This window comes from Salinivibrio sp. ES.052, assembly GCF_900141775.1.
GTDB lineage: Bacteria > Pseudomonadota > Gammaproteobacteria > Enterobacterales > Vibrionaceae > Salinivibrio.
In genome coordinates this window covers 338,652-351,805 of the sequence record NZ_FSRI01000003.1, presented here as the reverse complement: position 1 = coordinate 351,805, position 13,154 = coordinate 338,652, and the positions used below count along the sequence as shown (strand labels likewise).

Sequence of the window (13,154 nt, the reverse complement as noted above, 5' to 3'; positions counted from 1 at the left end):
ACACCGTTAATGAGTCACTAAGTGAGTTTGCGATGTAAAGGTATGCTTTCTCAGCATGGTCGCCAGCTCATGTTGCCGTACTGGCTTGGCAATATAGTCATCCATGCCGGCGGCTAAACAGGCCTCCTTATCTTCCAGCGTTGCATTAGCAGTTAAGGCTATAATGGGCGTGCGGTTAAAGCGTGATTCTTTGCTTCTAATAAGACTAGCCGCCTGATACCCGTCCATCACAGGCATTTGGCAATCCATGAAAATTACGTCAAAGGGCTGGTTTCTCCACAGCGCCACCGCTTGCTCGCCATCGGCGGCAGAGCGGACATATATCCCCAGTTGGCTCAACATGGCCTCAGTCACACGCTGGTTGACCTTAGAATCTTCTACCACCAAAACATGTAACCCAGCCAGTGATGTGCCTTTTCCGGTGGAACGTACGACCCCTAGTGTTGGCTGACGCTGTTGTAAGATCCGCACCAAGTGGGCTTTCAAATCATTGAATTTGTAGGGGCGACCTAGATACCCCTCTATGCCTGATCGTTCAATGCGTGGCTTGTCTAAAGTATCAGGTGCAGCCGTTAACATCATGATCGCAGGGCTTTTGTCACCAAATGTGTCGGCAATCTGTTCCGCTAATGAAAATCCATCCATTTTCGGCATCACTTTATCGAGCAATATGACTTTGAAAGGCGACTGACTAGCCAGCCGTTCTTCAATAAGAGGCAAAACATCATCAGGGTGCATACAGCAAGTAATCTGACACCCAAGATTACTCAATTGTGCCGTAGTAATACGCATATTCAACCGGCTATCGTCAACCAAAAGCATCGGCGCCCCAGCAAATAAATAGGCTTCTACCGGCGTCGCTAGCGGTACATCCGCACATTCAAACCGCGCGGTAAATGAAAAAAGACTTCCTATGCCAACCTCACTCTCTAGGAGTATTCGTCCCCCCATCAAGTTGACAATTTGCTGTGAAATAGCCAGTCCGAGTCCGGTACCCCGAGCGGTTGCTACTAACGAATCACCCTGCTCAAATTTACCAAAAATGCGGCTTTGTTCCTCAAGGGGAATGCCTGGTCCAGTATCTCTGACTTCAAAACGGAGCACACAAGCCGTTTCTTCATCATGGATTTGCGTTACCGCGATAGCCACTTCCCCTTGCTCTGTAAATTTAATGGCGTTGGCAACCAAATTGATCATCACTTGCCGTAATCGAGGCGCATCACCAATCAGTAACGGTGAGATATTCGCATCAATACTACAGCCAAACATTAAATGCTTTTCCTTGGCGCGAAGCGTAAACAGGTTTTCAAGATCTTTGCCCAGCTCAAATACATTGAGCTCTAATGGTTCTAACTCTAACTTTCCTGCCTCTATTTTCGAAAAATCCAGGATGTCATTAATAATATCCAGCAACGACATTGAAGAGGTTTCTAGCATCTCAACGAACTCTTGTTGTTCATCGTTCAAGCGTGTACTTTTTAACAATGATGCCATGCCAATAATGCCATTCATTGGCGTCCGGATCTCGTGACTCATGTTGGCGAGGAACTCGCTTTTTTTCTGACTCGCCTGGTCAGCCTTATGCTTGTCATCTTTAAGCTGGGACAGCTGTTGCCTGAATCGCGTGATCATCAGGTTATAACGCTTTTCAAACCCTCGCCAATGACGAAACTGCGGCGGGACACTGATCGTCATAGGTAAACCATCATCCCACTGATTAACCTGTTGATGAAGCACAGATAATGGCGTCGCAAGGTTGCGTCGAATAATGATGATTGAGCCCATAATCCCTAAGGCTGTAATGCCAAGCCAGACTAAGAATATCCACTGAACACTGTTGCCTAAGTAAGCTTTTAAGACCGTGTAATTAGAGGCAACTTCGAGCTGCCCAAGCACGTACTCATTGCCTTCATCTCGAGCAATTAATGGCCAGCTCATACGAAGTGCCTGATCTGCAGGCTCCACCCCTCGTTCGATTAGCGTACCGTCTGCGTCATAAACGCGGATAAAGTCTATCTCTGGCTGCGCGATCAGCTGCTCTACTTTTTGTTCAAAAGCTTGTGTTTCTACTCGCCATAAATGATCAGTCACGGTGGTCAAATCACGATAGCCTACGTCTTGGAGCGCACGTCCTACTTGTGCTTTATGAGTATGATAATCCGCTAACAGTAAGAGCGATGCTAACAAGGCTGTCAGTATCGACCAATATAAGGCCACTTTGGTCATTAAAGACACCGAGGGAGAAGGGCGCCTCATAGGTTTGCCTACCTTCATAATCACCTTTTTAATGAAAAAGCGTATCTGGTAAGCATAGAGTCTATTCTTGCTTTGAGCGAAAAATGTTCCGGCTAATCGCCGAAAAAAACAGACAAAAAAGGCGCTCCACCTGAAGCGCCGTCTTTTTAAGTGTCTATTTTTGGTTACATAACGCGAGTAAACACGCCTACCTGAACACACTACAAATATGCATCACATTGCATTGATTCATTAATCTAGCACCCCGCGGCGCATTTGATCGAGCTCGATAGACTCAAATAAGGCTTTAAAATTACCTTCTCCAAAGCCTTGATTTCCTTTGCGCTGAATAATCTCAAAGAACACAGGGCCAATGACTGTATTCGTAAAAATCTGAAGCAGGATACCGCTTTCGGCATCGCCATCAATGAGTACACGGGTATCACGCAACTCATCAATACTCTCTTCATGGCCATTAACGCGATCATTCACTTGTTCATAATAGGTTTCTGGCGTATCCATAAATGCCATACCACGTTTACGCAGCGTACGTACGGTTTCGTAGATGTTCTCTGTTGTCATCGCAATGTGCTGAATCCCTTCACCATTATACTCTTTCAGGTATTCCGCGATTTGAGATTTATCATCGCTTGACTCGTTAATAGGAATACGAATTTTTCCACATGGTGCTGTCAATGCGCGCGATTTCAACCCGGTTTTCTTTCCTTCAATATCGAAGAAACGTATCTCTTTAAAGTTGGCAATGCGATCGTAAAAGTCTGCCCATACATCCATATTGCCAATATCGACATTATGCGTTAGGTGATCAATGACTCGCAGTCCCGCATCCGCTTCTTGAAGACGCGCTTGCCAATCTGGATAGAAGTCGAAATCCACCTCATAAATGCTTTGCTCACCATAACGGTCCACAAAGTAAAGCAGTGAATCACCAATACCGTATACCGCTGGGATGCTCAGTTCCATCGGGCCAATATTTGGCTCAACCACCTTCGCGCCCTGTTTCGCCGCATAAGCGATAGCATGTACTGCATCTTGAACACGAAATGCCATGGCATTCACACTCGCGCCATGATGATTAGCAAAGCCTTGTGCCTGAGAGTTAGATTCACCGTTAACAATGAAGTTGGTGTCTCCTTGACGATACAGCCAAACTTGCTTGTGCTTATGCTTCGCAATCTCGGCAAAACCCATCAACGAAAATAGATGTTTCAGCGCATCAATACCCGCTTGATCGGGCGCTGTGTATTCCACAAACTCGAACCCATCAGTGCCTAGTGGGTTAATGGTTTTGACAGGCGCTTGCATAGTTGACGTCATAGTCGCTTCCTCCTTGGTTATGCCATTAGAGATAGCATCAGATTGGCGCAAGCACTAGAGCTCTATGGACGACACCATGTTTCTTAAATGTTAACCAATAGTGTCATTATTGATGAACAGAAAGAGGAGAACGCTGAATAAACAGGGTTTAAAAGGGGGAGCCAATAGAAGAAAGTGTAAAGATAAACGCGCAAAATCACTTATTTTTTACATTTTTGCAACTCAAAATAAAAACCATATCGTCAAAAAGCAAAAAGCCGCCCCACATAGGACGGCAATCAAGGAGCACATAACTGCGTGCCTATCCGCTTATACCTTCAAGCTGTAGCTCGTCTGTTGTGCATTTGGTGTGATCGTTTTTTGTACTTGATCCATCAACGCCTGTTGCTGCTGATTGTACGCATCCGCTTTGGTTTTCTGGGCTTCTTGATCGGCAACTCGGTCAATCAGTGCCTGATAATCTCGTTTATCTTCACGCTGTTCACCGGATGCAGCCGTCTCTTTCTGCTCTTCTCGCTCTTTACGGATCAGCTCAGCACGTTCTTGAACACTCATCGAGTTATTGAGACCGCCATTGACCTGATCGTCCTGACGATCGCGCTGGCGCTGCATATATTGCTGCGCTAAGGGTTGCGAGTTGATTGACGTCGGCATAGTTCCTCTCTCAAACAAGGTGACATCTTGATTAAATTTTAGCCTATTCACCCAAAAATTGATATCACAATTTACTATAGAGGGGGTCACCTATGGCCCAGTTGTTGCACGTTTATTCAGTTGTTACGTAGATACGTAAATGTAAGCAAGCGCTTAGGTGACCAACCGCCCAAGAAAATCGTTTTTTAATACAACAAGGAGAAAGACCATGCTAACCGGTAAACACTGTGTGATTACAGGTGCTGCTCAAGGTATCGGCCGTGCGATCGTCAATACGTTTGTCGAGCAAGGAGCCAAAACCGTTTACGCCCTCGATCGAAATATTGACAATATGCAAGATTGGCAAGGCCATACCGTCATTAAGCCTGTTGCACTGGATGTCTGTGACAGAGATGCTGTTGCTAGTTGGGTGCAAGCCTTGCACCAACAAAACGCAATGGTCGATGTGCTCGTGAATAACGCAGGGATAACGCGAGACAACCTACTCACTAAAATGAGCGAAAGTGATTGGGATGCGGTGATAGACGTCAACCTTAAAGGGGTATTTACCGTGACACAAGCAATTGCGCCACTGATGATCGCACAAGAGCAAGGTGCGATTGTCAGTTTATCCTCCGTTGTAGGTACGGACGGAAACATCGGCCAAACCAATTATGCTGCGTCAAAAGGGGGCGTGATCGCAATGACCAAAACGTGGTCGAAAGAGCTCGCACGTCACGGAGCCCAAATACGTGCCAATTGTGTCGCACCTGGCTTTATCGAAACGCCCATGACGGAAAATTTACCCGATAAAGTGATTGAGATGATGAAAGGTAAAACACCGTTAGGGCGAATGGGAACAGCGCAAGACATTGCCAATGCAATCAGTTTTCTCGCCAGCGATAACGCGAGCTTTATCACAGGTCAAACACTTAAAGTGGATGGTGGATTAGTCATATAATAAGGGGACAACAGTAGCCACCATGAGTCACTTATGACCCCCACACTCCTTATCACCGGCGCGAATCGCGGGATCGGATTAGCTCTCACCGAGCAGTACCTAGAGCATGGCTGGCGCGTCATCGCTTGCTGCCGATTCCCGGGTTCAGCGCCACATTTAATGACCCTGAAAAAGCGTTATGCCTCGTTATCCACCCATGCGCTTGATGTAAGTAATCAGGCGGCCGTGGCGCAACTCAGTGAAACACTTGCCAATACTCCCATCCACTTGTTGATCAATAATGCCGGCCTGTATGGCCCCAAAGGTTACACGTTAGGGGAAACGGACACCGCGGCATGGCAAGAAGTCCTGTCAGTGAATACTATCGCCCCACTCGTGATAGCAGAGTCTTTTCTTCCACATCTGATTCTGGCTGCTCAGGATGGCCATACGCCTATTCTTGCTTTTGTGTCATCAAAAGTAGGTAGCATGAGTGATAACCAGTCCGGCGGCGGGTATATTTATCGAAGCTCAAAAGCGGCGCTAAACGCCGTGGTAAAAAGCTTATCGATTGATTTGCGCCCAAAAGGTATTCGCACGGTTGCGCTTCACCCTGGTTGGGTACAAACTCAAATGGGCGGCCCCAATGCGCTGATCACCGCCCCAACATCGGCACATGGCTTAAAGCAAGTACTTGATACCCTAACCGACAGCCAAAGCGGCAGTTTCATTGATTATCAAGGCAAAGAGATCGGCTGGTGATGATGCAGGCGGCTAGACCCCGCCTGTTACACTAGATGGGAAAAAATGTCATGGACGCCATGCTATGTACCACTTGGTTAATATTGCGATTGGTGCTGTCCGCCACCATCAGTGCCATCATATCTTGGATCAATATCATCTGGCTAAGTAAACGCTCATAACTGTAATTGGGTACACCGTTTTGATTAATGCCGTTGCTGAGCAGCAGTAAATTGCCTTGAGGATCACGACGGTTATTTAACAGCCACGCAATTTTCTCGAGATTACGCGCGCAGTTGTAAAGTTTTTGCTGGTCGATGTCATCGAGTAAAAAGAATTCGGTTTGGTGGTTATAGCTGGCACTGATCATGCCAGTCACCCCGGCCATGAGAGCAAACACACGATCACCCTCAAATTCGGTCGAAAATGCCAACGGCAGTAATGCAATCCCATCCATTCCACCCAATTCACGGAATCCATTCTGGGGGCGTTGCTCACCCATCAGCTGGTTAACACGTTGGTCGATAGTCATACCGGGCACCTTGTTAAGCTCTCTAGGGTTACGTTTATAGAGCTTAATCAATAACCGCTCGGTGATCTGACGAATTTCAGCGATATGAATATCGGTAATCAAATCCATGTCTGACTTGGCCAGGTTTTTTATATCAAATGGTCGGCCTAGCTTTTGCGCACACCCCGTCAGGCTGAGCATCAATACACTCACCCAAAACCAGCGCATCATAATGTTATCCTTACTTCCCTTTGTCCGCGCTAAGGATACGCATTTCGCGCCCGACCGTGCACTGAAAGAAAAAATATTGTATGGAATATCACACTTTTAGGTGCATATTTATGATGCATCCATCCAGAACGGTCTCTATCGTGGCGCAATGAATGCCGCACAATCCATCGCGATCACGCGCTCCTCATCGGTCGGGATGATCCACACGTCCACTTCGCTTTTTGGTGAGGATATACAGGTTTGATGGCTTTGGTTCGCCACGTCATCTATCATCATGCCGAGCCAGCCACATTGGCGCACCACATTGTCTCGCACCGGCACGGCATGCTCGCCCACCCCGGCTGTAAACACTAGATGATCTACGCCACCCAGGGCGGCACTCAAACTGCCTATTTCGCGCGCAATACGGTAACAATAATGCGTAATCGCCTGCTGTGCTCTTGGTTTATCACTGCGCAACAGGGTTTTCATGTCACTGCTAATCCCCGACAAGCCTAATAGGCCGGACTCTTTGTAGAGGAGCGCCGTCACCTCTTCAACGGTCATCCCCTCTTCAGCAATCAAATGTAAGACCAACCCCGCATCAATCGCCCCACTTCGAGTCCCCATGGGCAATCCTTCAAGCGCAGTGAATCCCATGGTCGAGGCAACACTTTGCCCCGCTTTGATCGCACATAAACTGGCACCATTACCTAAATGGGCAACAATCACCCGTGATTGAGGATCGTAATGGGGGATCACTACCGGTAAACAGCGGCAAATATAATCATAGGAAAGGCCATGAAATCCATACCGTTGGAAGCCACGATCATACATCGGATAGGGTAATGCAAATTGACGAGCTTGACGTGGTTGCTGGGTATGGAAAGCCGTGTCGAAACAGGCAATCTGAGGCATGTCTGGCAAACGCATTTGCAATGCCCTTATCGGCGCCAAGCTGTATGGTTGATGAAGCGGTGCCAACGACGTTAACGCCTCAAGAAGTGCTATCTTGTGTTCATCTAAACAGGTTGCTTGATCAAAATGCATCCCCCCGTGTACGACACGGTGCCCCACCGCCACCAGATCCGTGAGTGCCCCCTGGTGTTCTAACCAGTTTAATAACGATAGGATCGCCGTCTGGTGGTCGTTCGCCTCTGCGGGTGACGAGGTCGCAGTCACTCCTGCTGTCTCTACCGTCACTTCGTATCGCTCCGTCCCCAATCCTGAAAACTGACCGCGAAACACGTAGGAGACGGCGTCCATCTCATCGTGGTCGCACTGAATATCAGCATCGAATAGCGCAAACTTCAGGCTCGATGAACCACTATTAATCACGAGAATATTAGCCATAGCAACCTATGTGCGCATATCGAGCGCTTTTCGTTGATAGTCTGCCAATAGCAAAGCAAGTGCACTTGAGGCGATACGTGTCAATGCATCATCGGCACGACTGGTCAACATAATGGGGACTCGAGCCCCGACGACAACGCCCGCTCCCGTTGCATCAGCGAGGTACGTCAGTTGCTTCATGAGCATATTGGCAGCCTCAAGATCCGGTGCCATCAATATATCAGCGCACCCTGCCACGGGCGATTCAATGCCTTTTGTCGCGCGTGAATCTTCAGACACAGCGCTATCAAAGGCCAGTGGCCCATCAAGAATTCCCCCGGTAATCTGGCCACGCTCGGCCATCTTACACAGTGCTGCAGCATCAATGGTTGCATTGAGTTTAGGGTTAATGGTTTCAACAGCAGACAATATGGCAACGCGCGGATTGGTATTCCCAATCGCATGAGCGAGCTCGATCGCATTTTGGATAATATCGCGCTTTTGCGCCAGCCCTGGGGAGATATTAATCGCCGCATCGGTAATCAATAGCGGTCGTGGATACGTCGGCACATCAAACGCCATCACATGGCTCAAACATCGCTCTGTGCGCAAGCCGCCTTCACGTTTAACCACCTCATGCAGCAATTCATCAGTGTGTAGGGCCCCTTTCATCAAGGCTTCAATTTGCCCCGCACGTGCCATTTCAACGGCCCGCTCGGCAGCGGCATGACTGTGTGGCACATCAACAATCTCAAAATCTTTAATCTCCAACTCAGCTTTATCCGCCGCCGCGAGAATTTTATCTTTGGGCCCCACAAGGGTCGGAATGATCAGTTGTTGTTTGGCCGACGCCACTGCGCCACGAATAGAGCTGTCATCAACCGGATGGACAACAGCCGTATGCATAGGATCGGGATGATCTGCGGCGGTAAGAATGGCGTGTAGCTGTCCTCTCTCTGACAAGCGGACTTCAGGCATCACAGTGCGTTGGCGTCTCACTTTTTTCGTAGGCGCTAGCACACGCGCTTCGCCTTCTATCACGGTATCACCGCGTTGGTTTTCACAGCGGCAAGCAAACACAATATGATGTCTTTTATCATCCATTTGGCCGACGCGTACCACGACCCGTAACACATCCCCAAGCATCACGGGTGCCTTAAAGGAGAGCGTCTGACCCAAATACACGGTGCCAGGCCCAGGCAACTTAGTCCCTAACACGGTTGATATCAGCGCTCCGCCCCACATGCCATGGGCAATGATCTCTTGAAAGCGACTGCTTTTCGCAAAGTCATCATCCACGTGAGCAGGATTCACGTCTCCGGACATAATCGCAAAGAGCTTTATATCCTCCATAGTCAGGCGTTTCTCTAAAAATGCCTCATCACCTATTGAAATTTCATCGTACGTCTTATTCTCGATGACTTCCTCGTTATGTGTCCCTGTCATAGTGGGCTCCTCAATAATCGATTAAGTCGGTAACTATATGAATTTAAAATCGAAGATGATGACCGGCATCGACATAGTGCGTTAATCCTGTCAATACACATCCTGCATCGGCAGACAGGTAGACCACGGCGTTACCGACATCTTGAACCGTCGCGAGTCGACGCAGCGGTGAGCGCGTTTCGCCATCTACCGCCAGGGCTTCAAACTCTTTTAATCCAGAGGCTGCACGCGTACGAATAGGGCCAGGCGAAATGGCATGAACACGAATACCTTGTGGCCCTAACTCCGCCGCAAGGTAGCGAGTTGTCGATTCCAGCGCAGCTTTAACCGGCCCCATCAAGTTATAATTATCCACCGCTTTCTCGGCACCGTAGTAAGACATGTTAAAGAGTGTCCCACCGGACGACATCAGCGGCTCGGCGCGTTTGGCCATGCGAATAAATGAGTGGCAAGAAATATCCATCGCGAGCGAAAATCCCTCACGCGAGCAATCAACCACGCGGCCATGCAAATCATCCAATGGTGCAAACGCAATGGAATGCACCACAAAATCAACCCGTCCCCATTTTTCTTTGGCGCGTGCAAATAGTGCATCAAGCTGTTGGTCATCTTGGACATCACAAAGCATCAACTCAGGATCACCCATTGATGCCTTCAAAGGGGTGACAAAGCGCTCTGCCTTGGGACTACCATAGGTCACCAGTATGTCTGCGCCTGCTTGGCTCAGTGCTTGAGCACAGCCAAATGCAATACTGTTTTCATTCGCTAACCCGGCAATGATGCCGACTTTACCTTCAAGTGAGAAAGGATGTTCCACGGTGCTCTCCCTTATAATGCGTTGCGAAAGCGTGAGCCGCTCAAGATGTTGAGCGATTACACTAAAAAAAGTGTCGTTACTCTAAAGCAACTGCAAACCTTTAACTTAGACCTAAATCAGCGCTAAGTGCAAAAGTATAGAGGAAGATAAGGCGCACTATTTGTAATAAAAGAAGACAATTTCGCAACACTTTCATGACAAAGGCGCAAGTTGGAGGGAAGGAAGAGCTTTTACTCTAGTCAAATCAAGAACCCACTGACAACGAAAAAACGCCACTCTTTTGATGAAGTGGCGCTTTATATCTATCCGACGGTAACGTGCGATTAAGTCAGTTCATCCATCACACATTTGGCAAGATCGGCAGGACGATAATAGACCGACTTCATGACCTTGCCTTCACGAATAAGCTTACCGTCCACCGTCACGTCAGCAGCACATTTCGCGATAATCCCTTCTTCTTTCGGGCTCGCCACTACCTCAATGCCTTTTTTCGTATAGAACGCCTGAGTCTCAATGAACTCATTCTCGTTACGGCAGACTTTACTCATGTTGCTGCGATGGACTTCATCCCAGCATGTGGTGAAATCGATTCCAAGTCGATTCGCTATTTGAAGCAAAATATCGATCATGTAACTGACTTCAAGTTGATCACGATACCCACGCGCACCCATCTGTACCGCGCGTCCCATGAGTACATACACACTATCAACAATGGCATCGACTTGTTCAACCAGCGAATCAGCCTCTGCCAATTCGGTCATTTCCTCAACCGCGAGTGCCGTATGGAGATCATCGGCCTTATCATCTAATGAACTTGGATCATTACAAGGCAGATCAAACGTGATTCGAAAGGCTTCAATATCACGGTAAAGATGGTCGTAGGTCGCTTGATCGAGAACAGCAAATTTCATTTTTAAAGCCCTTTGAGAGACAAACACGCATGGGGTCATGCTGGTACACAAGGGGCAATACAATAGCACTGCTTGCTAACAGTTAAAATCGATTGGGAAGATTCTTTATAACGATATTGTGTTAAAGCGCAAATATCACTCAAGCTTGGTGGACGCTCGCCGCTATCCTTTTATACTGAATAGATGCGTCAGACACACTCTCGGCCAAAAGGATGGTTATTATGACGAAAAGCTTATCGTTTGCTACGCTCTTTGCGGGCATGTTACTGGCCACCACCGCACACGCTCAAACCTCTCCGCTAAGCATCGGTGCCAGCGCAAGTGTTACCGATGTAAAGTATGCTTCTCAAACTGAAACCGGGTACACGTGGGAAGTTAACGGTACTTTACGAGTCACAGATTACACCAGTCTTTATAGTGGTTACGGCGAAACCAGTGCCGATTTTGATAACACCAATGGTACGAAGACCACATTAACCTCAAGCTATATCCCTGTCGGCGTGCAAGTGAACTTTCCCATGACCATGGGGAGTGTCTATTTACGCGGGGGTGGCAACTATTACCAAACCGAGTTCGGCTCTGAAAAGGACATTGGCTGGGGCGCCACGGGTACAGTGGGATTTGAATTGCAACCTACGGTCGGACCCAAAATGGCATTTGAACTCACCTATGCGGATAGAGGGGATGCTGAAACCAGCTCAGTGAGTGTCGGTACTAGTATTGGTTTTTAAATACGACGCCACATCTGCCGTAAGCGGTAATTGGGCAGCTTGCGGCGTACTGACTCGACAAGGCGAACCGTCGTAATAATGCATATCCACACTCTCCGTGTCGACGCATATGTGCGTTAGGCTCACTGTACTGGCATCGTCACGGTGCATACAAACCGATAAGTGACCTTGGTTGGGGACGTGACTGCGATGATAATCAAGGAGAGTGCCGACGGGAGAGGCGTCACGTAACTGCAGCGCTAAATAGTCTGATCGGGCCTGCGCGACGGCTTCAATATCAACCGCGGAAGACACCACGGGAGGCAAGCAATTAACTTCCTTTAAAACCCTTCCGTTCCAGCGCCATGCCAGTGGAAAGACTGGAGAGCCACTCGCCGAGTCAGGTGCAAACGCCACTAACATGAATGGAGAGAAATCACGCATGTCTTGCGCCATCATGATGTTAGCCACATGCGACAAACGTTGAGCGACCGACACCGATTTAACCAGTTGACCTCGACTCCGCGTCGGCACAACGCGGTGGCCGTGCTGATAGTCGTTCAATAAACACACCACAAGACCATGCTCATTCGCCGCGATCCACGTTCCCATCCCGTCAGGGTCAATCGGCATTAATACGCGCGTCCCATCGACGTGATATATTTTCGGAGGGAAAGCGCGACTCCTTCCTCGAGCTTCATCGCGATTAAAACACAACTCAAACCCCCGCTCCGTCGTTAGCCAGGTTAGCGTGCACATGAATGATGCTCTCGCTCATAACTTGCAGTTGCCGCTGCCACGCCTATATGCTCGTCCAAAACTTCTCCCAGTTGATACGCCGCGCAGCGGATCATCGCAAAATGATGGGTGGCATGACTTGAGACGGCAATCAACTCTCGCATCATGGTTGACGGCGTTTCGACCGTGTTGGTGGCATATAAGGTGACTTGAGTGGAAACGTTTATAGGCCGATGAAGCCGTTGACTCGACAGGCTATGGAGCCAATCGGCCAAGGATTGCCATTCATTAAGCGCAGCGTGTCTGTCCAGCTCCACTCGGTGTCCACGACGCCGTTGATCTGCATCTATTAAGCCGCGAGTTTCGCCCTGCTTCAACGCCCAGAACATATCGAGTGCATGCCGCATATGTTGACCAATCGTGCTGGTAAACCCATCCGCACGTTTTCGGCTGTAAGCGGTATCGGTCACCTCAGCCAATAACAGTTGCGCCTGATACATCACATCCAGGTTCCCGCCAATAATCGCGCTATCTGCGTTTGTTAAACTAGAATGCATACCTTCACCTTAGTACAGTTTGCGGCAAGCCGTGC

13 protein-coding genes are annotated in these 13,154 nt (G+C 48.5%); 3 read left to right on the top strand and 10 right to left on the bottom strand.

Annotated features, from left to right (window positions below; all coding sequences use genetic code 11):
• Positions 1–6: 6 nt before the first annotated feature.
• From BUQ98_RS14515 to BUQ98_RS14500, 3 genes are all read right to left on the bottom strand, one after another.
• Positions 7–2,256: a response regulator gene (locus BUQ98_RS14515; protein ID WP_254813941.1), complete on the bottom strand. Its 2,250-nt coding sequence runs from the start codon at positions 2,254–2,256 to the stop codon at positions 7–9.
• Positions 2,257–2,487: 231 nt separating this feature from the next.
• A complete protein-coding gene (hppD, locus tag BUQ98_RS14510) occupies positions 2,488–3,573 on the bottom strand; it encodes a 4-hydroxyphenylpyruvate dioxygenase (protein ID WP_074214509.1) in 1,086 nt (361 codons plus the stop codon).
• A gap of 309 nt (positions 3,574–3,882) precedes the next feature.
• Entirely contained in the window at positions 3,883–4,227 is a 345-nt protein-coding gene (locus tag BUQ98_RS14500) for a hypothetical protein (RefSeq protein ID WP_074214507.1), read from the bottom strand.
• A gap of 208 nt (positions 4,228–4,435) precedes the next feature.
• Here BUQ98_RS14500 and fabG point away from each other — a divergent pair, with 208 nt between their 5' ends.
• Complete coding sequence (gene fabG / locus BUQ98_RS14495; protein WP_074214506.1) at positions 4,436–5,167, top strand: 3-oxoacyl-ACP reductase FabG; 732 nt, start codon at positions 4,436–4,438, stop codon at positions 5,165–5,167.
• A 33-nt stretch (positions 5,168–5,200) separates the two neighbouring features.
• Positions 5,201–5,908 carry an SDR family oxidoreductase gene (locus tag BUQ98_RS14490; protein WP_074214505.1) on the top strand — a complete coding sequence of 236 codons (708 nt, stop codon included), beginning with the start codon at positions 5,201–5,203 and terminating at the stop codon, positions 5,906–5,908.
• A 31-nt stretch (positions 5,909–5,939) separates the two neighbouring features.
• Here BUQ98_RS14490 and BUQ98_RS14485 read toward each other — a convergent pair whose 3' ends face one another.
• From BUQ98_RS14485 to BUQ98_RS14465, 5 genes are all read right to left on the bottom strand, one after another.
• A complete protein-coding gene (locus tag BUQ98_RS14485) occupies positions 5,940–6,629 on the bottom strand; it encodes a hypothetical protein (protein ID WP_074214504.1) in 690 nt (229 codons plus the stop codon).
• A 135-nt stretch (positions 6,630–6,764) separates the two neighbouring features.
• Entirely contained in the window at positions 6,765–7,961 is a 1,197-nt protein-coding gene (locus BUQ98_RS14480) for an acetate/propionate family kinase (protein ID WP_074214503.1), read from the bottom strand.
• Between the two features lie 6 nt (positions 7,962–7,967).
• Positions 7,968–9,386 carry a bifunctional enoyl-CoA hydratase/phosphate acetyltransferase gene (locus BUQ98_RS14475; RefSeq protein ID WP_074214502.1) on the bottom strand — a complete coding sequence of 473 codons (1,419 nt, stop codon included), beginning with the start codon at positions 9,384–9,386 and terminating at the stop codon, positions 7,968–7,970.
• 43 nt (positions 9,387–9,429) lie between these two features.
• Positions 9,430–10,203, bottom strand: coding sequence for an enoyl-ACP reductase FabI (fabI, locus tag BUQ98_RS14470; protein WP_074214501.1), 774 nt, complete (start codon positions 10,201–10,203; stop codon positions 9,430–9,432).
• 323 nt (positions 10,204–10,526) lie between these two features.
• Entirely contained in the window at positions 10,527–11,114 is a 588-nt protein-coding gene (locus BUQ98_RS14465) for a nucleoside triphosphate pyrophosphohydrolase family protein (RefSeq protein ID WP_074214500.1), read from the bottom strand.
• A 221-nt stretch (positions 11,115–11,335) separates the two neighbouring features.
• On the opposite strand from BUQ98_RS14465, the gene BUQ98_RS14460 reads away from it, so the two are divergent.
• On the top strand, positions 11,336–11,845 hold the full coding sequence (locus tag BUQ98_RS14460; protein WP_074214499.1) for an outer membrane beta-barrel protein: 510 nt from the start codon (positions 11,336–11,338) through the stop codon (positions 11,843–11,845).
• On the opposite strand, the gene BUQ98_RS14455 is transcribed toward BUQ98_RS14460, so the two are convergent.
• Together BUQ98_RS14455 and BUQ98_RS14450 are read right to left on the bottom strand one after the other, a co-directional pair.
• Positions 11,813–12,583: an NRDE family protein gene (locus BUQ98_RS14455; protein ID WP_074214498.1), complete on the bottom strand. Its 771-nt coding sequence runs from the start codon at positions 12,581–12,583 to the stop codon at positions 11,813–11,815. The genes BUQ98_RS14460 and BUQ98_RS14455 overlap by 33 nt on opposite strands.
• The gene (locus BUQ98_RS14450; protein ID WP_074214497.1) at positions 12,571–13,119 is read right to left on the bottom strand and encodes a hypothetical protein; all 549 of its coding nucleotides are present in this window, start codon (positions 13,117–13,119) and stop codon (positions 12,571–12,573) included. Before BUQ98_RS14450 ends, BUQ98_RS14455 begins: the two co-directional genes overlap by 13 nt.
• Positions 13,120–13,154 lie beyond the last annotated feature (35 nt).